Source organism: Micromonospora sp. WMMD1102 (genome assembly GCF_029626265.1).
Taxonomy (GTDB): Bacteria; Actinomycetota; Actinomycetes; order Mycobacteriales; family Micromonosporaceae; genus Plantactinospora.
In genome coordinates this window covers 6,285,545-6,307,151 of sequence record NZ_JARUBN010000001.1, presented here as the reverse complement: position 1 = coordinate 6,307,151, position 21,607 = coordinate 6,285,545, and the positions used below count along the sequence as shown (strand labels likewise).

Here is a 21,607-nt window from a genome sequence, read left to right as displayed (position 1 = left end):
CGGGAAAGAGTCCCCTCCGCCCCTGGCGAAGAGGACTCTTTCCCGGAACTTGGTGGGAGCCCCCTTGTCCACAGGAGTGGGGGTTATGCACAGGGCGCGCAACGGGGGCGGCGCGGATCCGTGGGGGTGGGGACAGCGTGGCGGGATGTCCAGACTGGCTCGACGCCCGCCGGAACTGCGCGGGCGCATCTTCCGGGGTTCCTGGGCAGTCGCCCGTGGCCTGTTGACGAAGAACGACCTCCGCAGTTCCGCGTGGCGCCCGCTGTTCCGGGGCATCTACGCGGACGCCGAGCTGGCCGTGCCGCACCACACCCGCTGCGCTGTCGTCGCGCGGTGGCTGCTACCCCCGGGTGCGGCGATCGCCGGACGTTCGGCCGCCGTGCTGTACGGCGTCACGAACCTCACCGAGCCGGACGCACCGGTCGAGGTGCTGGTGCCGGCTGGTACCCGACTCGGTCCGATGGCCGGGCTCCGGGTGCACACCGGGACTCTGACCCCCGGCGACGTCCGGTCCCGGCGGGGAATTCCCGTGACGATCCCCGGGCGCACCTGCTGGGACCTGGCCTGCTGGCTCGATCTGGTCGAGGCCGTCACGCTGGTCGACCAGTTCCTCGCCGGGCGGATCGTCACCGTACCGGAACTGCGAAGCTATGCCCTGAGCCGGGCTCGTGCCCGGGGGTGGCGGCTGCTGCAACGCGCCGTCGAGCTGGCCGATCCCGGTAGTGAGTCCCCGCAGGAGTCCCGGCTCCGGGTCCGGCTGGTCCTCGCCGGGCTGCCCCGGCCGGAGACCCAGTACGTAATCCGGGACCGGGGCGGCTTCGTGGCCCGGGTCGACCTGGCCTGGCCGGAGGTCCGGATCGCGGTCGAGTACGACGGTCTCTGGCACAACGACCGAGCCCCGTTCCACCGCGACCGCCAACGCCTCAACCGGATAACCATCACCGGCTGGCTGGTGTTGCACGTAACCGCCCACCGCCTAACCACCGACCTCGACGGCATCGTCCGCGACCTCCGTGCCGCCTTCCGACTCCGTCGCGCTCGCTGAGGGGGGCTGCCCACAGTTTCTGGGAAAGAGTGGCTACTCGACGGGCTTGAGGCCACTCTTTCCCGGAAACTGTGGGCCCCCACCCCCCGCGTCAGGTGGTGGCGCGTTGCACGAGGGCGGTGAGGTGGGCCTCCACCTCGGGGGTGAGCGTGGCGATGGCGAAGGCGGTGGGCCAGATCGCGTCCTCGTCCAGGTTGGCGTGATCGCTGAAGCCGAGCGTGGCGTAGCGCGTCTTGAACTTGGCGGCGGGCTGGAAGTGGCAGATGATCTTGCCGTCGAGGGTGTAGGCGGGCATCCCGTACCAGAGCTTCGAGGCGAGCGCGGGGGCGCTGGCGGTGACCACCTCATGGATGCGTTCGGCCATGATCCGGTCCGAATCCTGCATCTCGGCGATCTTCGCGAGTACGTCCCGCTCCGCCTCCGCCGCCTTGTCCGCCCGCGAGCCACGGCGTGCTGCCGCCTTCTTCTGCTCCTGGGCGTGTTCCTTCATCGCGGCACGCTCTTCGGCGCTGAAACCCTGGTAACTGCTGTTGTCGCTGTTGCTCATGCCTGACATCTCCCAACGTGCGGTACGGGGGCCGGAGGTGGCCGGGTTGGCCCCGCCCTACTACTCGGACGAGGCGGGGACGACAGCGGAGGCGGTCTCCCACTGGAAGCCGTCCGGGTCGGCGAAGGCGCCGGCGTTGCCGCCGATGACGAGCCGGTGTGATCCGGTGCCGTCGGAAGAGACACCCGCGTCCTTGGCGGCGGCACGGCGGCCGTAGAGGGCCAGCTTGATCCCCGAGGTGGCGAACTCGACGTACTTGCGACCGAAGCTCTTGGCCACGGGCAGGCCGCGTTCGACGTAGTACCGCTTGGTCGCGGCGACGTCGGCCACGCCCAGCAGCAGGACGATGTCGTCGACGTGTCGGCGCGCCGGTCCGGTGTTCTTCTTCGACGATGACGCGATCTTCCAGATCGTGCCGTACGGGTCCTGGAGCACCCCGCCGTAGCCCCAGAAACTCTTCGCGGCCGGCTTCAATGCGGTCGCTCCGCGTTCGAGGGCGGCGTCGAAGTAACTGTCCACAATGCTCGGCTGGGATACCACGAGCGACACGGCGAACCCGCGGAAGCCGGTCGTGGGTGCCTGCGAGCCGCGTACCCGTACTCGGGCGCCCAGGTCGAAGGCCTCGGCGTAGAAGGTGCTGGCGGCGGTGGGCTCGGACGACACTTCTAGGGTGACAAAGTCGATCGAGGGCATGGCAGGGCCTTTCCGTGATTGTCGGATGGGGTGGGGGAAGAAGGTCAGTCCTGGATCAGTCCCAGGACGTTGCCGTCCGGGTCGCTGACGGTGGCGACGGTGCGGCCCCCACCGACCTCGTGCGCGGGCTCGGTCACGGTGGCACCGGCGGCGGTCAGTTCGGCGAGCTTCGCCGCGATGTCCGGTACGTGCCAGTAGGCGACCGGCGAGGTCATGCCCTGTGGTCCCCCGCCTGGCACCAGCCCGATGTGCTGACCCTCGGTGTCAAAGCCGACATAGTAGGACGAGTCAGTTGTCGGCGGTACGCCGAGCAGGGCCGCGTACACCGTCCTGGCCTTCGCCAGGTCCGACACCGGATGCAGCACGGTCTTGATTCCCTGGGTGGCAGAACCGGCCATGGTCACTCCTTCGATCGCTGGTTGCGGGCCGCCGTCGGCCCGGTCTTTCCGGGTACGCAGACAGCATCTCCGCCGGCCCGTCCGGTGCGGATCCGTGCTGGCCACGGAGCGGCCACGGGGAATCGGCCCACGGAGGGGCTGACAGAATGGGGCAATGGTTGACATCTCGCCTCGGGAAGCCGACGTGCTCGCGTTGGTCGGAGAGCACCTCAGCAACGCCGAGATCGGGGCACGGCTGTTCATCTCGGTGCGTACCGTGGAGACCCACGTCTCCTCGCTGCTGCGCAAGCTGGGGGTCTCGGATCGGCGTGCGCTTGCCCAGCGGGTGCCTGAGCTGGCCGTCTCCGGCCCGGCTCAGCCGGTACCGGTCCTGCCGGCCCCGCTGACCTCGTTCGTCGGCCGGGTGCGCGAGCGGACCGAGCTGACCGAGCTGATCAAGGATCACCGTCAGGTGACGGCGGTCGGCCCCGGTGGCGTGGGCAAGACCCGGCTCGCGCTGGCGGTGGCCGCGGAAGCTGCCGGCGAGTACCCCGACGGGGTGTGGTTCGCCGACCTGGTCCCGGTCGCCGACCGAGGCATGATCGCGACTGCCGTCGCCGGGGCGCTCGGCCTCGGCGAGCAGCCCGGACGCGACATGACGGAGTCCGTGGTCGCGGCGCTGGCCGACCATCACGCGTTGCTGGTGCTGGACAACTGCGAGCACGTACTGGACGGGGTGGCGCCGCTGCTCGAGCGGCTGTTGGCAGCGTGCCCCGCAGTGACGGTACTGGCGACCAGCCGGGCCCGGCTGATGGTGCCGTTCGAGCGGGTGTACCAGGTGCCGCCGCTGTCGCTGGCCGCCGACGGTGAGTCGGACGCGGTCGCGTTGTTCATGGAGCGGGCGGCGGCGGTAGGTTGGCCGCTGGATCCGCCGCTGCGCGAGCAGGTCGCCTCGATCTGCGAGCGGCTGGACGGCATGGCGCTGGCGATCGAGCTGACCGCCGCTCGGTATCCCACGCTCGGGCTGGACGGCATCACCGCCGCGCTGTCCCATCCGCTCCGGATGCTGACCGGCGGATCCCGGGCCGATGAGCGGCACCGATCGGTGCGAGCGGTACTGGACTGGAGCCACACCCTGCTGGAGCCGGCCGACCGGGCGCTGCTGCGCCGGGTGTCGGTGTTCGTGGCACCATTCAGCGCGCAGGCGGCGGCCGAGGTCACCGGCTTCGAGCACGCGGCGGCCGAGGTCACCGGCTTCGAGCACGCGGCGGCCGAGGTCACCGGAGCCGAGGTCGCCGGGTTCGAGGGCGCGGCGGAGGTCGCCGGGTTCGAGGAAGGTCTGGTCGCCGAGGGACTGGCCCGGCTCGCCGAACAGAGCCTGCTGGTGGTGACGGCCTCCCCGAGCGGCACCCGGTACCGGGCGCTGGAAACCATCCGCCAGTACGGGACCGAGCGGCTCACCGAGGCCGGTGAGCTGGTCGACGCCCGGTCTCGGCACCTTCGCTGGTGCCTGGCGCAGGCCGCTGGCCTGACCGAGACGGGAGCGGACTGGCGGGTCCGCTTCGACGCGATGGCCGACGACCTCCGTGCCGCCCTCGCCTGGGCGGCCGACCGGGCAGAGCAGCGCGCGGAAGCCTGCCGGCTCGCCGGTCTCCTGGCGGAGCTGACCTTCACCCGTCACCTGACCGCCGAGTCCCAGCAGCGCTACGAGCAGGCGGCCGTACTCGCCGACGATCCTGCGCTCACCGCCTCGATGTACCGGCAGGCCGCGGCCGTGGCCGGCTGCCGGACGATCGGTGACGACATGTACCGGCTGCGGCGCGCTGCCGCCGACGCCGCCCGACGGGCCGGTGACACCGCTGGCGCCGCCGGTGATCTGGCGACCGCCGCCACCACCGCTTACCGGTTCTCGAGCAAGTTCGTGCGGATCCCGTCCCCGGCGGAGGCGCTCGCGCTGCTCACCGAGGCGCGGGAGCTGGCCGGCGACGACCCGGCCGCGCAGGCTGCGGTGGCGCTGGCCGAGGCGGGGGTGCTCTCCGACGCGTTCGGTGCCGCCCAGGGTCCGCCGGACAACGCCGTACCGGAGACGATCGCGCGCGCCGAGCGGGCGGTCGAACTCGCCCGCCGGACCGGCGACCACCTCGCCGAGTCGGCCGCACTCGACGCACTCACCGCCGCGCACAGCTGGGCCGGTGACAACCTGGCGGTCGCGGCCACCGCGCAGCGCCGGATCATGCTGCTGACCGCCACTCCGGATACCCCGGCTGGCACCCACGAGCTGATCGACGCACTCGGCATGGTCACCGAGACGGGCCTCGGCGCCGGGGACGTGCCGGGCGCCCGGCGGTGGGCGCGGCAACTGGCCGGCCATCCGGCGCTGGCCGAGGTCGGGCACCTCGCCACGTACCGGTTGCTGATGGTGGAGGCAATGGCCGGCAATGCCACCGAGGTGCTGACCGGCAGTGTCCGGTTCCTCGACGGGTGGCGGCGGTCGGGCAGTCCGGCCCAGCCGGGGCTCGGTCCGGCCGCCGCCGGGGTGGCGATGATCCACGGCCTGCGTGACGACCAGGAGGCGAGGGGCGAATGGCAGGAGATCCAGGATCAGCTCGGCACCTCGGCGGGCGGGCGTACCTACGGCTACGGGGCGGTCTTCGACGCGATGCTCCTGCTGCACCAGGGGCGGGCGCCGGAGGCGCTGGAGCGGGTGGCACCCGAGCCCGGTGAGGTGTGGAAGTGGGTCACCTGGATCTGGCTCCACTGGTACGTCGCACTGCGCGCCGAGGCCGCCGTACTCGCCGGAAGCCCGGAGGCTCGCGACCGCCTGGCCGAGGCCCGGACCATCGTGGCCGGCAATCCGGTGGCCGATGCCATGGTGGCACGGGCCGAAGCCCTGCTGGACGGCGACCGGGCGGCGCTGCTCGGCACGGCAGCTGCCTTCGAGGTGGCGGGTTGCCGCTACCAGTCCGGCCGGACCCTGCTGCTGGCCGGCGGCGCCGATGCCGAGCGCGGGGCGACCGTGCTCCGCGAACTCGGACTCGCCCCGACGGGCGGAGGCGTCGACGGACTGGTTCGGCCGGGGCGATAACTCGGCTCGCGAACGCGGGAAGTCGGCCGGCGCACAACTTCCGGGAAAGAGTGGCTTCGCAGCGTGCGAAAGCCACTCTTTCCCGGAACTAGCGTTCCCCCACGGCTACCGAGCCCGCAGGAGGGCGATCTCCGGGTGGGTGCCGGAGAGGCTGATCGGGTACCGGTGGCGCAGGGTTAGTCCGGTCGTTTCCGCATCGGGTAACTGGCCGTCCATATCGGAAAGCAACAGCACCGCGCGGCCGGCTGGGCGGAGTACCCGGCGCAGCTCTGTCCAGAACCGCCGCTGCTGCCCGGCCAGGACGCCGGCGAACGGCACCTGCCGGTCCCATGGCGGGTTGGTGACCACCAGGTCGACGGCGCCGTCTGGCAGCGGGATCCGGCCGGCATCCGCGACCACCCAGCCGACCGGTGCGTCCCCGCCGTTGCCGGCGGCGATCGCGACAACGGCCCGGTCGATGTCACCGCCCATGATGGACAAGCCTCGACCGGCGAGGGCCGCCTCGACCGGTATCGTCCCGGCGCCGCAGCAGGGATCGAGGAGGCAGTCGCCGTCACGTGCTCCGGCGACCCGGACCAGCGCGGCGGCGACCGGCGGGTGCAGGCTGCCCGGCCGGGACATCCGACGGTACGCGCGGCGGTGCAGCGGCCGATCCGCGATCCGCAGCGCCACCAGCGCCCGGTCGTCGACGAGGGTGACCCGCCAGGAGAGTCCGCCCGGCGGTGGCGCGATCCCGCCCCGCCGGCTGTGGTGCGGCAGCCCGAGCGCGGCGGCGATCGGCTCGCCGACCGCGTCCTCCAGATCGAACCGGGTGAAGTTGCGCCGTCCCAGGAACGACGCGGAGACGTCGACCCCGGACAGCGGTGCCGACCGATGCGACCGGGGCGGCCGGCGGTCGTTTCTGGTGCTGCCGGGGGTCGGGTGTTGGGCAGCGCCGCCGCAGCGGCGCCACTGGGTCAGCAACTCCCGCAGCGGCAGCGCCGACGCGGCCTTGCTCAGCATCCGCAGGTCGGCCCGGCTGCGACCGATCCCGTACACCACCGTGCCGACCAGGAAGACGTCGTCGGCACAGCGCAGATCCAGTACTTCCGGCCCGGGATCGACGCGGTCGAACCACACCTCGCGATGTGCGACCGCACTGACCCGGCCCAGGTGAAGTGTTGCTATCTCGTCGGCCACCACCGGCTCGATGCCCCGCACCGTCCGCGCCACCAGGCGCGCGGCCGTCACGACGTGACGACGGTGCCAGGACGCGGTGTGGCCCCGGCGCGAGTACGCGCCGGCAACCGAAAGATCATCCGATCTTCTCCCACGTCGCGACTCGGGGCGACGCGACGCCGCCCCGCATCGCTGGCGAGGGGTTGTCCGCAACCCGCCAGCGGTCGCGTCAGGCGAGGAAGAAGAAACTCATGGAGCGGAGCCTAGCAACCGGTCCGGTTACCGCGCCGCCGGGTTTCACGACGGCGCCGGATCGCTCCGGAGCCGGCTGTAGAGCCAGCCGTCCCGCCACCGGCCGGCCCGGAACTCGACGGAACGGAGTACGCCCTCGCGGCGGAAGCCGGCCTTCTCCAGCGCCCGCTGCTCGGCCGTGTTCTCCGGATGGGTGCCGGCCTGGATGCGTTCGGCGGGAGTGTGCGTGAAGAGGTAGTCGCAGAGCAGCGCCTGGGCCCGCCAGCCGATGCCCTGGCCGCGCCACTGCGGCAGCAGCGCGATGCCGATCTCCCAGGACTTCGCCACGCCGTACCCGGTGGCCTGCCAACCGACGAAACCGGCGGCTGTCGGATCGGGGCCGTCATCCCCCGTCGCCGAGCCGGTCTCCACGATCAGCCGGCTGCTCTCGGCGCCGAGGTAGCCGTCGGCGGCGAACCGGCGTACCGGCTCCTGGGCGTCGCGGAAGCCGGTCCAGTCCAGTCCGACCAGGCCCGGCTCGGTCAGGAAGCGTTGCAGCATCGGGAGGTCGTCCTCGCGTACCGGGCGCAGCCGCACGGATGGTGTCACGGCCCGCTCCCTCAGGTGACCGGCTGCGGGTCGGGATAGCGGACGTCGCTGAGCTGTTCGGAAACCTCCCAGAGCCGGAGTGCGGCCGCGTCGTCCAGGGCAGGGGCGGGGAACCTCGCCGGGGCCGGCCCGCCGTGGAGTCCGCCGAGGCCGTCCGGGCCGTAGTAGGCGGCACCCTCGGCGGCCGGGCTCGTCGCGGCGTGGACCGCGGGCAGGGCGCCGGCCGGGATTTCCTGCCACACCCAGGGTACGAGGTAGATCAGCCGGTTCCAGAGCCGGTTGAGCCGGACCGACCCGCCGCCGTGCATCGGTCCGGTCACCTGGAGGTTGGTGATGGTGGCGCCCGGATGCGCGGCGTTGCTGAGGATGCCCCACCCACCGGCGGTGCTGCGTCGCTGGAGTTCCCGGGCGAAGACCAGCATGGCGAGTTTGGACAGCCCGTACGCGATCACCGGCTGGTATTTCCGCTGGCTCTGGAGGTTGTCGAAGTCGAACCGCCCGAACCGGCTCATCAAGCTGCCGATCGACACCACCCGGGCGGCTCCGGCGGCGCGCAGCAGCGGAAGCAGGCGACCGGTCAGCGCGAAGTGCCCGAGATAGTTGACGGCGAACTGGAGTTCGTAGCCGTCCTCGGAGAGTGCCCGACGGGGCGGCCCCATGATCCCGGCGTTGTTGACCAGGACGTCGATCGGGCGGCCCTCCCCGGCCAGGCGTTCGCCGAGCGCCGCCACGCTGGCCAGCGAGGTCAGGTCCAGGTGCCGGAGGCTCACCGTCGCGCCGGGCACCTCGGCACGGATCTCGGCCAGCGCCCGGTCGCCCTTGGCCTGGTTGCGTACCGCGAGGATGACCTCGGCGCCGGCCCGGGCGAGCCGGTGGCTGACGCCGAACCCGACCCCGCTGTTGGCTCCGGTGACCACCGCGAGCTTGCCGGTCAGGTCCGGTACGTCGATGTCTGGCGTGCGCTGCGACATTCGATCAGTATCGACGTTCAGCCGGATTCGGTGGGGGACCATCGCATCCGAGGAGGCCGAGCGGGACCATGCCGCTGCGCAGACTGTCGAGCTGGGTGCACAGACGGGGCGCGGGTGGCCTGCCCTCGCGTGCCTGTACGGACAGGGCACGGTTACGTCCTGCGCGTGGGCGCACAAGCGGGGCAGCTCGACAGTCTCGCTGAGAGGCTTGTCCTGCCCGGGTGGCTACCGAGCGTCCCACCCGTACCGCGTCCCTGCGTCAGCGGACGGCCGGGTTAGCCGCCGACGTCACCGGCCCGGGGCGCGCGAGCCGTACGCCGGGCCGAACACCACAAGCAGGGCCAGGTCCTCGGTGATGTCCTCGAACCGGTGTTCCTCACCCGCCGGCACGAAGATCACCGCACCGGGGCCGACCTCGGCCGTACCCTCCGGGGTCACGATCCGGGCCCGTCCGGCGGTGACCACGTAGATCTCGTCCTCGGTGTGTGGACTCTGCCCGTCGGTCCCACCTGCCGGAATGCAGTACGTCCCCACCGAGAGATCCGGCACCCGCAGGTTCTCCACCCAGTCGTCGGCCGCTCCGGCGGGCGGCGGCGTCCACGCGCCGGCACCATGGATGATCTGCATGGGTGCACCCTAGACGTGCCGCGCACGCGCCGACTCGCCCTGCTGGGCAGTCTGTCCCACCAACCGGCCGGCGGCGTGGTCGGAGTAGCCGGTCACCCGGATCAGGTCGCTGGCCGCGACCCGGACCTGCGTCACGAGCGCGTCGCCGTAGCTCCACACCCCTTCCCGCCGGGCTCGGCCGGCGGCGTCCGCCGCTTACAGTGCCTTCTCCCGAGTCTCCTGCCGGGTACGGTCGGTGCCGGCTGATCGCCTCCCGCAACCGGTCCACGTCCGGAGACGTCGCCCGCAGCGTCGCCAGTGCCTGCCAGGCCCGGTCCGGATCCTGGTCGCGCAGGGCCCATCCCGGCCTCCCGGAGCTGCGCCGTCAGGGTGTGCAGCACCGGTTCGGCAGCACGGTTGACCACCCGGATCGGGTTGAGCGGCACCAGCAGCGCGATCACGACGAAGCCCACCAGGCTGCCCACCAAGGCGTCCACGACGCGTGGTAACGCCAGATCCTGGGCGGTGGAGGAGAGCGTCGCGATCAGCACCGCCGTACCGCCCACGTGACCGAGGGCGGCGGCGATGGTGCCGAACCGCCGGTAGTTCCCTGTGGGTTGCGGCTCAATCCCGAGAACCGGTGCGGTCCGGCCTATCCGATCCCGAACGGGACGCAGCCGGTGGCGGGCGGTTCGGGATCGTCGGCGAAGGCCTTGGTCAGCATCGCACCGCACTGGGCGAGGGTGCGCAGCTCGTCGTCGGAGAGCCGGTCGAGGATCCGGCGCATCTTCTGGGTACCGGCGGTCACGAACCGGTCGACCAGGTCGCGGCCGGGACCGCTCAGCTCGATCCGGCGTACCCGGCGGTCGTGCGGATCCTCGCGGCGGGTGACCAGGCCCTGGGCGACCAGCCGGTCCACCATCCCGGTCATGGTGGCCAGGCTCACACCCATCGCCGAGCTGAGTTCCTGGCCAGCGATACTGCCGTGCGCGGACAGTAGGAGAAGTGCCTTGAGCTGGGGCAACGTGAGGTGCAGCGTGAAGAGGGGGTTCGCCGGGTCGTTGGCGAAGTGGTGCTGCATTTCCCGTTGCGTATCCATGATCTGGGCGATGAGATCGTCCCGGTCACTCATCGGTTCCTCCAGAGCAGGGAGACGGCGGCGTGGCGACGCCTCGGCCGCCGCGCAGCCACGCCGCTGCGGGTCAGCGGAGGCTACCAGGCGGGTGGTGGGCGACAGCCCCAGAATACTTCGCTGCGAGCGAACTGTTAGTGTCAGCCAAACTTTTATCCACGGGGAAAAGGAGCGAGCCGCATGTCCGTGGCCGTCCAACCTGACGCCGAGAGCGACAAGCTCGATCCCGGCGTCCTGAGAATCGCCGGCGTGGTGGTGCTCGGCATCATCATGTCCATCCTCGACGTCACGGTCGTCAGCGTCGCGCTGCCGACCTTCCAGCGCGAGTTCGACGCCAGCTACGCCACCGTCGCCTGGACGATGACCGCGTACACGCTGGCCCTGGCCACCGTCATCCCGATCACCGGCTGGGCCGCCGACCGGTTCGGCACCAAGCGCCTCTACCTGCTGTCGCTGGTGCTCTTCCTCGGCGGCTCGGTGCTGTGCAGCGTCGCCTGGGACATCGGCCCGTTGATCATGTTCCGGGTGCTCCAGGGGCTCGGCGGCGGCATGCTGATGCCGCTCGGCATGACGATCATGACCCGGGCCGCCGGTCCGCACCGGGTCGGCCGGGTGATGGCCGTGCTCGGCGTACCGATGCTGCTCGGCCCGATCGGTGGCCCGATCCTCGGCGGCTGGCTGATCGAGGCGGTCTCCTGGCACTGGATCTTCCTGATCAACGTGCCGGTCGGCATCGTCGCCTTCCTCCTCGCGCTGCGGGTGCTGCCCAAGGACGAGCCGCACCCGTCCGAGTCGTTCGACTTCGTCGGCATGCTGCTGCTCTCGCCGGGCCTCGCGCTGTTCCTCTACGGCGTCTCCTCCATCCCGGAGGCCGGCACCGTGGCCGACGCGGAGGTACTGGTCCCGGCGATCGCCGGCCTGGCCCTGGTCCTCGGCTTCGTGCTGCACGCGCTGCGCAAGGACCACCCGCTGATCGATCTCGGGCTGTTCAAGAACCGCAACCTCACCGTCTCGGTCATCACGATGACGCTGTTCACGGTGTCGTTCATGGGCGCGATGCTGCTGCTACCGAGCTACTTCCTCCAGGTGCGCGGGGAGGGCACCCTGGACACCGGTCTGCTGCTCGCTCCGCAGGGCCTCGGCGCGATGCTGACCATGCCGATCGCCGGCCGGCTCACCGACCGGACCGGGCCGGGCCGGCTGGTGCTGACCGGCATCGTGGTGATCTCCCTCGGGCTCAGCGTGTTCACCCAGATCACCGCCGGCACCTCGTACCTGGTGCTGCTCGGCGGCCTCTTCGTGATGGGTCTCGGGATGGGCATGACAATGATGCCGATCATGTCGGCCGCGATGGCCAGCCTGACCCACCAGCAGGTGGCCCGGGGCTCGACCACGATGAACATCGTCCAGCAGACCGCCGGGTCGATCGGCACCGCCGTGATGTCGGTGGTCCTCACCAACCGGGTGCTGGACAGCCCGGCCGCCGCCGGGTACACGGCGGTCACCCAGGGACAGGTGTCGGCGGACCAGGTGCCGCCGGAGGTACTGGCCCAGGGGCAGGCGTCCCTGGCGGACGCGTTCGGCCAGACGTACCTGATCGCGCTGGTCCTGGTCGTCCTCTGCGTGATCCCGGCGCTGCTGCTGCCGCGCAGGCGGATCGCCCCGGCGACGCCGGAGCAGGGCGCGGCACCGGTCCCGGTGGCCATGCACTGACCCCCAGGGCTGTACTCGCCGACCGCGAGGCCCTTCCGTCGCAGCCGACGGAAGGGCCTCGTCGTATCCGCCGTCGGCGGGTGTTTCGACCCGTCCGGCCCCGACGGGGACGGATCAGCCGGGTCGGGTGGATTATCTCCGTCGTGTCCGGGTAGGCGGTGACAGCTGCGGCACGGACGAGAGGACAGAGCGCATGGCTACCAGGGCGGGCGACGCGCGGCCGGAGACCAGGCCGGCCAGCCTGCGACTGCCGGGGATCGTGCTGGGCGTGGGGCTCGGCGGCTTCGTCGACGGCATCCTGCTGCACCAGCTCCTCCAGTGGCACCATTTGCTCAGCAGCACCGACACCGACAACGTCGGAGTGAAGTACTACGACCCGAAGACCGTCCCGGGGTTGGAGATGAACACGGTGTGGGACGGCATCTTCCACGCGGTCTGCTGGCTGGCCGTACTGACCGGCCTGGCGATCCTGTACTCCCGGGTCACCCGGCACCGCCGCCGGGTCTGGACCTCCCGGGTGCTGTGGGGCTGGATCCTGGTCGGCTGGGGCCTGTTCAACCTGGTCGAGGGCATCCTGGACCACCACATCCTCGGCGTCCACCACGTCTACGCCGGCGAGCACCAGCTCTGGTGGGACGTCGCCTTCCTGGTCCTCGGCGCGTTGCTGGTGGTCGCCGGCTGGCTGCTCCAGCGCCGCGGGCGGCCCTTCGACCCCGAGCCGCCGGCCGCCGGCCGGGTGGACGCCGCGACGCCGGGCGGGCCGGGGCGGACCGGTTGACGGAGCACGACCACCCGCACCCGGTGCCGGATGCCGGTGCGGGCGGCCTCCTCGGGCTGCTGCTGCCCGCGCTGGGCCTGCTGCTCTGCGCCGCCGGATACCTCTACCTGGCCGGGCGGGTCCGGCGGGGCAACCCGGCGCGGGGCTGGAGCCGGTGGCGTACGGCCAGTTTCGGTGTCGGGCTGTTGCTGCTGGCGATGGCGCTGCTGCCCCCGCTGGCCAGTTTCGCGCACACCGACTTCCGGGGCCACATGCTCGGGCACCTGCTCGTCGGGATGTACGCCCCGCTCGCCCTGGTGCTCGGCGCACCTGTCACGCTGCTGCTGCGTACGCTGCCGGCGCGGCACGGCCGGCGACTGGTGGCGGTCCTGCACGCCCGGCCGGCCCGCCTCCTGACCCGTCCGGCGGTCGCCTGGCTGCTCTCCACCGGCAGCCTCGTCGTGCTGTACTTCACCCCGCTGTTCGACACCCTCGCCGGCCGCCCGGCCGGGCACTGGCTGCTGCACGCCCACTTCCTGCTCGCCGGCTGTCTCTTCGCGCACGTCGTCGCCGGTCCCGATCCGGCACCCGCCCGTCCCGGTGTTCCCGCCCGGCTGGTCTGGCTCGGTTGCGCCATCGCGCTGCACGCCGTCGTCTCGCAGCTGATGTACGCCGGCTACTGGGTGCGGATCGCCGCCCCGGCCGCCGAGGTCCGGACCGCTGCCGAGATCATGTACTACGGCGGGGACATCGCGGAGCTGCTGCTCGCCGCCGCCCTGGTCGCCACCTGGCGCCCCGAACGCCGTAGCGCCGACCGTCGGCGGAGGGCGGTGCCGGAGGCCGCGTCGACGGGTGCGCTATCACCGCGTTGACGGTACTGTGCATTGAACAGTAGTATCGCCGCGTGGACACGACCCAGTTGCTCAAAGGCGTGCTGGATCTCGCGGTCCTGGCCGTGCTGAAGGACGAGGACGGCTACGGCTACGACATCATGCGCCGGCTCCGCGCCGCCGGCCTCGAAGAGATCGGCGACGCCTCCGTCTACGGCACGCTGCGCCGGCTCTTCCAGGCCGGCCTGCTCACCACCTACGTGGTGCCCAGCGAGTCCGGACCGCACCGCAAGTACTACGCGCTGAACCCGGCGGGGCGGGACCAGCTCCGCCGGTCCGGCAAGACCTGGCGGTCCTTCGCCCTCACCATGGACACGCTGCTCGACGACAAGGGGATGGCGGCATGACCACCGTGACGGAGCAGGAGATCGCCCGGTACGTCGGGCAGGTCCGCGCGGCGCTTGCCGACCTGCCGCCGCCGGTCCGCGACGAACTGCTCGAAGACCTGCCCGAGCACCTGGCCGAGGTGGCCGCCGAGGCGGAGGGGTCGCTCTACGAACGGCTCGGCCCGCCCGAGGCGTACGCGATGGAACTGCGCGGCGCCGCCGGGGTCACCCCGCCGCCGGCCGCCACCGTCAACCTCGACCAGCGGATCGGCGCGGCGGTCCGCAGGGGCCGGGACCGGCTCCGCGCCGCCGACACCCGGCTCGGCCCGGTCCTCGGCTACTCCCGGCTCAGCGACTTCCTCCGGCTGCTCCGCCCCGCCTGGTGGGTGCTGCGCGGCTACCTCGCCGCGATGCTGATCACCGTGCTGTTGACCGGCACCTCGTTCGGCCTGCTGCCCCGGCTCGGCGGCAGCAGCCTGGCCGCGCTGCTGCTGCTCGCCGCCACCATCACCGGGTCGGTCTGGCTCGGCCGGCGCACCGACCGGATGGGCCGGCGGCCGAAGCTGGTCCTCGGGGTCAGCGCGGTCCTGCTGGTGCTGTTCGGGCTGGCCGGCTTCGTCGAGCTGGACAGCCGGGCCGGCGGCACCTCGGTCCCCTACGAGCAGGTCTACACCGACCAGTACTCCGGGGTGCAGGACGTCTACGTCTACGACAGCGAGGGCCGGCTGCTGGAGGGGGTACGCCTGTTCGACCAGAACGGCGAACCGATCCGGCTCGGCCACCCGTGGTGTGCGGAGGCGGAGCAGCGCTACCAGGACCTCTCGGGCTACAACGACCTGACCCGGCAGCCGTACCCGTACTGCCCGGAGGGTGCGCCGTTCCGGTTCGGACCGACCACGCCGCCGGCCCCGGAACCGACCGCACCGGCCGGCTCGCCGGCCCCGGGCGCGACCGCGCCGTCGCCCACCCCGGACGGCGCCACGCCCGGCGCCACTCCGGACGGCGGGCGAACCCCCAGCCCTACCCCGACCGGCTAGACCGCAAACCCGGCTCCCCACGGGTCTGCGACGACGTGGCGTACACCTCCGCAACAGGAGGTGTACGCCACGTCGCTGTTGGCTTCCGTCCCCGGTGTCGGGCGTGGCAGGCTACCCGCACACCCGGCACACAACCCCCGGTACCCCGGTTGGGTGGGTGGAACTGTGCGACCAGCCAACGATGACTGACCGACAGGAGGGCCACCGATGGGCGAGATGGTGAGTTACCGGAGTAACGGGGGGACCAGCGAGGGCTACCTGGCGTTGCCGGCCGGTGGCGCCAGCGGCCCGGCCGTCATCGTCATCCAGGAGTGGTGGGGACTCGTGCCGCACATCACCTCGGTCGCCGACCGGTTCGCCGGGGCCGGCTTCGTGGCGCTCGCCCCCGACCTCTACCACGGTGCCTCCACCACCGAGCCCGACCAGGCCGGCAAGCTGCTGATGGGGCTGGCCATGGACCAGGCGGCCCGGGACATCGCCGGTGCCGCCGACTACCTGGTGCAGCGCGACGAGGTCGACGGGGACAGGGTCGGCTGCGTCGGCTTCTGCGCCGGCGGCAGCCTCGCGCTCTGGTCGGCCACCCTCTCCGACCGGATCGTCGCGACCGCCGGCTTCTATCCGGTACTCCCCTGGGAGCGGATGCGTCCCGAGTGGTCCAACTACGCCGGCAAGACCGCCGTGATCCACTGCTCCGAGGAGGACGGCACCTCGGCGGCGGACGGGGTGAAGGCGGCCCGCCGGGCGATCGAGGCGGCCGGCGGCGACTGCGCCACCCACGACTACCCCGGCACCCGGCACGCCTTCTTCAACGACGACCGGCCGGAGGTCTTCGACCAGCCGGCGGCGGCCAGCGCCTGGGCCCGTACCCTGGAACTCTTCCGGTCCCGACTTGGCTGAACCGCGTCCCGACCCGGCCGGACCGCGTCCCGACCCGGCCGGACCGCGTCCCGACCCGACCGGACCGGGTCGTTCGGCCGGACCGGGCCGCGCGCCGGGTGGCGGCGGACCGGGCCGGCCGTCGCGTACCCCCGCCGACGTGGCCGCCCGCGCACCGCGGGCGGCCGACCTGGCCGCGCTGGACGGCGCCGTCGCCGACTGCTTCGCCTGCCCCCGGCTGGTCGCCTGGCGCGAGGAGGTCGCCACCGTCCGCCGGGCCGCCTTCCGGGACCAGGAGTACTGGGGCCGCCCCGTCCCCGGCTTCGGGGTCGCCGACGCCCGGATCGCCATCCTCGGTTTGGCCCCGGCCGCGCACGGCGGCAACCGGACCGGCCGGATCTTCACCGGCGACCGCTCCGGCGACGTGCTCTTCGCCGCGCTGCACCGGGCCGGCCTGGCCAACCAGCCGACAAGCGTCGCCGCCGACGACGGCCTGGCCCTGCGACACACCCGGATCGCCGCCGCCGTCCGCTGCGCCCCGCCGGACAACAAGCCCGACCCCGCGGAGCGGGACACCTGCGCGCCCTGGCTGCACCGGGAGATCGACCTGATCAGACCCACCCTGCGCGTCGTGGTCACGCTCGGCGCGTTCGCCTGGGCGGCGTGGTGGCCGGTGCTCCGCCAGGTGTACGGCGTGCGACCGCCCACCCCGCGACCCGCCTTCGGGCATGGGGCACACTGGTCGCAGGACGGTGCCGTCCCGCAGGTACTCGGCTGTTACCACGTCAGCCAGCAGAACACCTTTACCGGGCGGCTCACACCGACAATGCTGGACGAGGTGTTCACCCGGGCCCGGCACCTGGCCGGGTTGGACGAGGACCGCTAGACGGCTCGGGAGGGCGGTGCGATGACCGACGGGCACTCCGGTCGTGCCCGTCCGGCACCCCAGCCGCCCCGGTCCAGCCTCACCAGCAGCCTGCTCCGGACGCTCTGGCCGCTGGCGGCGGTCGCCGGGCTGCTGGCGCTCGCCGCGCTCGCCGCCTCCCATTCGTCGATCGGATTCGACCGGGTGCAGCCGCCGGCCGACATCGTGCCGACGATCGAGCAGGCCCAGCCCACCGGGACGGAGCCGCCGCCGCCCACCGCCGGGCCGGGCCAGCCCGGCAGCTACCTCCCGCACTGGGTGCCGTACCTCGGCACCCTGCTCTGCGGCGCCGTCGTGCTGGCCGTGGTCGTCGCACTGCTCTGGGCGCTGGTCCGGGACCTGCTGCGCCGCCGCCGGGGACTGAACCGGCCCGGTGCCCGGAAACTCCGCTCCGCCGAGCAGACCGCCGAGGAGGTGGTCGCCGCGCTCGACGCCGGCCTGGTCGACCTCTCCGACACCGACGCCGACCCGCGCCGGGCGGTGATCGCCTGCTGGGTACGCCTGGAGCAGGCCGCCGCCTCGGCCGGGGTCGAACGCCGGCCCGGGGACACCCCGACCGACCTGGTGACCCGGCTGCTCGGCGCCGGCCGGCCGGTCAGCGCCGACGTGCTCGGCGCGTTCGCCGACGTCTACCGGGAGGCCCGGTACGCCACGCACACCGTCGACGAGCGGATGCGCGGCCAGGCGCTGGCCGCGCTGCGCCGGTTGCGTACCGAACTCACCTCCCGGGTCGACCGGCCCGGCGAGGACGCCGCGCCCACGACGGCCGGAGGCGGGCAGCGGTGAGCGGCTCCAGCGCCAGCATCTTCGACCTGCTCCAGGACGAGGAGGAGCAGCCGAGGGCCGCCCCGGCCCGGCGCGGGGTGGGCGGCTGGCTGCGGCTCGGGCTGGCCGCTGCCGGTCTCGCCGCGGCGGTCGTACTCGGGCTGCGCATGGTCGGCGTCGCCGTCTCGCCGGCCGCCGTCTTCGCCGGGTTCGTCGCCCTGCTGCTGCTGCGCCGGCTCACCCTGGCACTCGTACCCCCGCCACCGCTCCCGCTCCGGCTCCGCCGCCCCGCGCAGGAGCGGGGCGAGCCCGACGGCCACTACGACTGGACCGTCCGGGACGCGCTGGGCAGCTCGGTCGGCCGCTGGGAAACCAAACTCACCTGGTCGCAGGGGGAGCCGGCACGGTTCGCCAAGGCGGTGCTGCCGGTGCTCGCCGAACTCGTCGACGAGCTGCTCCGGCAGCGGCACGGCGTCACCCGGGCCGGCGATCCGGTCCGGTCCCGGGCACTGCTCGGCGAGCCACTGTGGAACTTCCTCGAATCCCCGCCCAAGCGCACCCCGGCGCCGCGCGACCTCGCGGCGATCGTCGCCACATTGGAGAAGCTATGAAAGACGCGGACCAGGTCAGCACGTTCGACGTGGGCCGGCTGGCGCAGGCCGTACTCGACCAGGTCGGCACGGTCGTGGTGGGCAAGCGGGACGCCCTGGAACTGGTGCTCGCCGGGATCCTGGCCGGCGGGCACGTGCTCCTGGAGGACCTGCCCGGGCTCGGCAAGACCCTCACCGCGCGCTCCTTCGCCCAGGCGCTCGGGCTCGACTTCCGGCGGTTGCAGTTCACCCCCGACCTGCTGCCCGCCGACGTCACCGGTTCGTTCCTCTACGACCAGCGCACCGCCGACTTCAGCTTCCGGGCCGGGCCGGTCTTCACGAACCTGCTGCTGGCCGACGAGATCAACCGTACGCCGCCGAAGACCCAGGCCGCGCTGCTGGAGGCGATGCAGGAGAAGCAGGTCTCGGTCGAGGGCGTCACCTACCGGCTGGACCCGCCGTTCCACGTGATCGCCACCGCCAACCCGATCGAGTACGAGGGCACCTATCCGCTGCCCGAGGCGCAGCTCGACCGGTTCCTGCTCCGGGTCTCGTTCGGCTATCCCGGCCCGGAGGAGGAGTGGGACGTGCTCCGCCGCCGGATGGCCCGCCGCCAGGAGGAGGCGGAGCTGAAACCGGTGGTCAACGCCGAGATGCTCCGGGCGATGCAGGCAGCCCTCGAGAACGTGGTGGTGGAGGACTCGATCGGCCGCTACATCGTGGCGCTCACCGCCGCCACCCGGGAACACGCCTCGGTACTCGTCGGCGCCTCGCCGCGCGGCTCGCTCGCGCTGCTGCTGCTGGCCCGCGCGATCGCCGCGTTCGCCGGCCGTGACTACGTGATCCCGGAGGACGTCAAGGCGGTGGCGGTGCCGGTGCTGACGCACCGGATCACGCTCCGCCCGGAGATGTGGCTGCGCCGGGTCGACCCGTCGTTCGTGGTCAACGAGGTGCTGGAGACCACCCCGGCGCCGGCCAGCGGTGCGCTGCCCAGCTACGCCGCCGGGCCGGCCGGGGCCCGCACGACGTGAGCTCCGCCGGACCGACCCTGCGTCCCGCCGTGCCCGGGCAGCGGGGCGCCGCCCCGGCCGTGGCGGCGGCGCCCGGGGACGTGCCGGACTGGGTACCCACCCGCGCCCTCGGCCGGGCGGTGCTGCTCACCGGGCTCTTCCTGGTCGCCGGTGCGCTGCTCGGCCGGGTCGACCTGGTCGTGCTGGCCACACCGTTCGCGCTCGGCACCGCGTACGCGCTGCGCCGCCGCCCGGCGCGGCCACCGGAGATCGGCATCGCGGTCGACGACACGAACCTGGTCGAGGGGGGTGCGCTGGTCGGCGGGATCGGCGTCGGCAACGTCGACGAGGTGCACTACGACCTGGTGCTGGTCCGTACCGTGGTCTCGTCCTGGCTGCGCGTCGACGAGGTCCGGTTCGCGTCCGGCGACGCCGGCCCGGACGGCTCCGCCCCGGCCGACGGCCCGGCCCCGGGGAACGGCCCGGCCGCGACGGACGGCTCCGGCGACCCGGGCCGGGCCGGCCGGCGGGACGCCACCGACCGCCCCTACGGCTTCACCGTGCCGGCCGGCACCATCGCCGACCTGGAACTGCGCGGCGGGACGTTGCGCTGGGGCCGGCACTCGCTCGGCCCGGCGGCGGTCCGGGCGATCGCCTGCGACGGGCTGCTGGCCAGCCAGACGGTGCTCACCGAGGCGCATCCGGTGCCGGTCTACCCGGTCACCGAGCCGTTCGAGGCGGACGAGGCAATGCCCCGGGCCGCCGGCCTGGTCGGCGGGCACCGGTCCCGGCGGCCGGGGGAGGGCGGCGAGCTGGCCGGGGTACGCATCTTCGGGCCGGGCGACCGGCTGCGCCGGATCGACTGGCGGGTCTCGCTGCGGGCCCGGCAACTGCACGTGGCGGCGATGCTCTCCGACCGGGACGCCGAGGTGGTGCTGCTGCTCGACGTGCTGGCCGAGGCGGGCCGGTCGGGCGGGATCCGGGGCAGCGCCTCGGTGCTGGACACCTGCGTCCGGGCCGCCGCGGCGATCGCCGAGCACTACCTGCACCGGGGCGACCGGGTCTCGCTGCTGGAGTACGGCCCGTCGGCCCGTCGACTCCGCCCGGCGACCGGCCGGCGGCAGTACCTGACCCTGCTGGAGTGGCTGCTCGACGTACGGGTCGAACAGTCCCCGCACGAGCCGTACGACCAGGTCTTCGGCCCGCAGCTGCTCTCCTCCAACGCCCTGGTGGTGGTGCTCACCCCGCTGGTGGACGCCCGGTCGGCGGCGATGCTGGCCCGGCTGGCCCGCTCCGGCCGGATCGTGGTGGCGGTGGACACCCTGCCGCCGTCGGCGCTGCCGCCGAAGCGGGGGCACTGGACCGAGTTGGCGCACCGGCTGTGGCGGCTGGACCGGGACACCACTATCGGGCAGCTCCGCGAGCACGGGGTGCCGGTGGTCACCTGGGCCGGGGCCGGCAGCCTCGACCTGGTGCTCCGGGACGTCGCCCGGCTCGCCTCGGCACCCCGGCCGGGTCTGCGATGACGGCCGGGTCCGCGGTGCCGGCCGTGCTCGCTGCGGTGCGCGACGGGGGGGCGTCGTGCTGACCCGGGTCAGGCAGCTCTACGGCGCGATCGGCCGGATCACCCCGGTGCCGCTGCTGGTCCGGTCCGGGGTCTTCGGCTGCGCGCTGGTGGCGCTGCTGCTGGCGTACCCGTCCCGGCCCTCCGATCCCCGGCTGCTCGGCCTGCTGGTGGTGGCGGCGCTGGCGCCCGCGATCGCGCCCCGGCGGAACTGGCCCACCGCGGTGCTGCTGGCCGCGGCCGGCGCCTGGGTGGTGGCCACCGGCTGGTACGACCACCGGGTCGAGCTGTGGCGGCTGCTCGCCCTGGCCACCTTCCTCTACCTGACCCATTCGCTGGCGGCGCTCGCCGCCCTGCTCTCGTACGACGCGGTGATCGCCCCCGAGGTGCCGGCCCGGTGGCTGGCCCGGGCGCTCGGGGTGGCGCTCGCCTCGGCGGTGCTCTCGGTGCCGCTGCTGGCCCTGGACGGGCGGCTGGGTGCCGGAACCTCCGTCGTCGTGCTGCTCGGCGGGCTGGCTCTGGCCGTCGGCGTCGCCGCGTTGCTCAACTGGCTCTTCCGCCGCCAATAGCGGCCCGGCTCCGGTCCGGGCGGCCCCACCCGGGTCTCCCGTCCGGGCGGCCTGGTCAGAGATGGGTGCGGGTGACGCCGGAGCACCGGGGTAATGCGGCTCACCTGGCGTCGTCAGTCACAAAGGGGGCA

General features: G+C 73.0%; 24 protein-coding genes. 15 read left to right on the top strand and 9 right to left on the bottom strand.

Features of this window, described 5'->3' with window-relative positions; genetic code table 11:
- The first annotated feature begins 145 nt into the window (after positions 1–145).
- Positions 146–1,045 carry a DUF559 domain-containing protein gene (locus O7626_RS28315; protein ID WP_278064123.1) on the top strand — a complete coding sequence of 300 codons (900 nt, stop codon included), beginning with the start codon at positions 146–148 and terminating at the stop codon, positions 1,043–1,045.
- A gap of 91 nt (positions 1,046–1,136) precedes the next feature.
- Here the strand turns inward: O7626_RS28315 and O7626_RS28310 are convergent, their stop codons facing one another.
- From O7626_RS28310 to O7626_RS28300, 3 genes are all read right to left on the bottom strand, one after another.
- On the bottom strand, positions 1,137–1,592 hold the full coding sequence (locus O7626_RS28310; RefSeq protein WP_278064122.1) for a DUF1801 domain-containing protein: 456 nt from the start codon (positions 1,590–1,592) through the stop codon (positions 1,137–1,139).
- A 60-nt stretch (positions 1,593–1,652) separates the two neighbouring features.
- Positions 1,653–2,255 (bottom strand): glyoxalase, encoded by a 603-nt coding sequence (locus tag O7626_RS28305; protein ID WP_278064121.1) that lies wholly within the window; start codon positions 2,253–2,255, stop codon positions 1,653–1,655.
- A 74-nt stretch (positions 2,256–2,329) separates the two neighbouring features.
- Positions 2,330–2,683: a VOC family protein gene (locus O7626_RS28300; RefSeq protein WP_278064120.1), complete on the bottom strand. Its 354-nt coding sequence runs from the start codon at positions 2,681–2,683 to the stop codon at positions 2,330–2,332.
- A 154-nt stretch (positions 2,684–2,837) separates the two neighbouring features.
- On the opposite strand from O7626_RS28300, the gene O7626_RS28295 reads away from it, so the two are divergent.
- Complete coding sequence (locus O7626_RS28295; protein ID WP_278064119.1) at positions 2,838–5,747, top strand: LuxR C-terminal-related transcriptional regulator; 2,910 nt, start codon at positions 2,838–2,840, stop codon at positions 5,745–5,747.
- Positions 5,748–5,852: 105 nt separating this feature from the next.
- Here O7626_RS28295 and O7626_RS28290 read toward each other — a convergent pair whose 3' ends face one another.
- The 5 genes from O7626_RS28290 to O7626_RS28270 all read right to left on the bottom strand — a co-directional run bounded on the left by O7626_RS28290 (position 5,853) and on the right by O7626_RS28270 (position 9,502).
- Positions 5,853–6,977, bottom strand: a complete 1,125-nt coding sequence (locus O7626_RS28290) for a methyltransferase domain-containing protein (protein WP_278064118.1) — start codon at positions 6,975–6,977, stop codon at positions 5,853–5,855.
- Positions 6,978–7,202: 225 nt separating this feature from the next.
- Positions 7,203–7,745 carry a GNAT family protein gene (locus O7626_RS28285; protein ID WP_278064117.1) on the bottom strand — a complete coding sequence of 181 codons (543 nt, stop codon included), beginning with the start codon at positions 7,743–7,745 and terminating at the stop codon, positions 7,203–7,205.
- 11 nt (positions 7,746–7,756) lie between these two features.
- Positions 7,757–8,716 carry an SDR family oxidoreductase gene (locus tag O7626_RS28280; protein ID WP_278064116.1) on the bottom strand — a complete coding sequence of 320 codons (960 nt, stop codon included), beginning with the start codon at positions 8,714–8,716 and terminating at the stop codon, positions 7,757–7,759.
- Between the two features lie 288 nt (positions 8,717–9,004).
- Positions 9,005–9,343, bottom strand: coding sequence for a cupin domain-containing protein (locus O7626_RS28275; RefSeq protein WP_278064115.1), 339 nt, complete (start codon positions 9,341–9,343; stop codon positions 9,005–9,007).
- Between the two features lie 9 nt (positions 9,344–9,352).
- Positions 9,353–9,502, bottom strand: a complete 150-nt coding sequence (locus O7626_RS28270; RefSeq protein ID WP_278064114.1) for a hypothetical protein — start codon at positions 9,500–9,502, stop codon at positions 9,353–9,355.
- Between the two features lie 237 nt (positions 9,503–9,739).
- On the opposite strand from O7626_RS28270, the gene O7626_RS28265 reads away from it, so the two are divergent.
- The gene (locus tag O7626_RS28265) at positions 9,740–9,892 is read left to right on the top strand and encodes a hypothetical protein (RefSeq protein WP_278064113.1); all 153 of its coding nucleotides are present in this window, start codon (positions 9,740–9,742) and stop codon (positions 9,890–9,892) included.
- An 82-nt stretch (positions 9,893–9,974) separates the two neighbouring features.
- Here the strand turns inward: O7626_RS28265 and O7626_RS28260 are convergent, their stop codons facing one another.
- Positions 9,975–10,454, bottom strand: a complete 480-nt coding sequence (locus O7626_RS28260; protein ID WP_278064112.1) for a MarR family transcriptional regulator — start codon at positions 10,452–10,454, stop codon at positions 9,975–9,977.
- A 180-nt stretch (positions 10,455–10,634) separates the two neighbouring features.
- On the opposite strand from O7626_RS28260, the gene O7626_RS28255 reads away from it, so the two are divergent.
- The 12 genes from O7626_RS28255 (at position 10,635) to O7626_RS28200 (ending at position 21,476) form a co-directional block, all read left to right on the top strand.
- Positions 10,635–12,167, top strand: a complete 1,533-nt coding sequence (locus O7626_RS28255) for a DHA2 family efflux MFS transporter permease subunit (protein ID WP_278064111.1) — start codon at positions 10,635–10,637, stop codon at positions 12,165–12,167.
- Between the two features lie 193 nt (positions 12,168–12,360).
- A complete protein-coding gene (locus tag O7626_RS28250) occupies positions 12,361–12,945 on the top strand; it encodes a DUF2243 domain-containing protein (RefSeq protein ID WP_278064110.1) in 585 nt (194 codons plus the stop codon).
- Positions 12,942–13,796 carry a cytochrome c oxidase assembly protein gene (locus O7626_RS28245; RefSeq protein WP_278064109.1) on the top strand — a complete coding sequence of 285 codons (855 nt, stop codon included), beginning with the start codon at positions 12,942–12,944 and terminating at the stop codon, positions 13,794–13,796. Before O7626_RS28250 ends, O7626_RS28245 begins: the two co-directional genes overlap by 4 nt.
- A 32-nt stretch (positions 13,797–13,828) precedes the next feature.
- The gene (locus O7626_RS28240) at positions 13,829–14,161 is read left to right on the top strand and encodes a PadR family transcriptional regulator (protein ID WP_278064108.1); all 333 of its coding nucleotides are present in this window, start codon (positions 13,829–13,831) and stop codon (positions 14,159–14,161) included.
- Positions 14,158–15,177, top strand: a complete 1,020-nt coding sequence (locus O7626_RS28235) for a hypothetical protein (protein ID WP_278064107.1) — start codon at positions 14,158–14,160, stop codon at positions 15,175–15,177. Before O7626_RS28240 ends, O7626_RS28235 begins: the two co-directional genes overlap by 4 nt.
- Positions 15,178–15,384: 207 nt before the next feature.
- Positions 15,385–16,074, top strand: a complete 690-nt coding sequence (locus O7626_RS28230; protein WP_278064106.1) for a dienelactone hydrolase family protein — start codon at positions 15,385–15,387, stop codon at positions 16,072–16,074.
- A 139-nt stretch (positions 16,075–16,213) separates the two neighbouring features.
- Positions 16,214–16,939, top strand: coding sequence for a uracil-DNA glycosylase (locus O7626_RS28225; RefSeq protein WP_278064105.1), 726 nt, complete (start codon positions 16,214–16,216; stop codon positions 16,937–16,939).
- Positions 16,940–16,960: 21 nt separating this feature from the next.
- Positions 16,961–17,764 (top strand): DUF4129 domain-containing protein, encoded by an 804-nt coding sequence (locus tag O7626_RS28220; protein WP_278064104.1) that lies wholly within the window; start codon positions 16,961–16,963, stop codon positions 17,762–17,764.
- The gene (locus O7626_RS28215) at positions 17,761–18,354 is read left to right on the top strand and encodes a hypothetical protein (protein WP_278064103.1); all 594 of its coding nucleotides are present in this window, start codon (positions 17,761–17,763) and stop codon (positions 18,352–18,354) included. Before O7626_RS28220 ends, O7626_RS28215 begins: the two co-directional genes overlap by 4 nt.
- Complete coding sequence (locus tag O7626_RS28210; RefSeq protein ID WP_278064102.1) at positions 18,351–19,364, top strand: MoxR family ATPase; 1,014 nt, start codon at positions 18,351–18,353, stop codon at positions 19,362–19,364. Before O7626_RS28215 ends, O7626_RS28210 begins: the two co-directional genes overlap by 4 nt.
- Before the next feature lie 29 nt (positions 19,365–19,393).
- Complete coding sequence (locus O7626_RS28205; protein ID WP_278064101.1) at positions 19,394–20,869, top strand: DUF58 domain-containing protein; 1,476 nt, start codon at positions 19,394–19,396, stop codon at positions 20,867–20,869.
- A 55-nt stretch (positions 20,870–20,924) separates the two neighbouring features.
- Positions 20,925–21,476, top strand: coding sequence for a hypothetical protein (locus O7626_RS28200; RefSeq protein WP_278064100.1), 552 nt, complete (start codon positions 20,925–20,927; stop codon positions 21,474–21,476).
- The last annotated feature ends 131 nt before the right edge of the window (positions 21,477–21,607 follow it).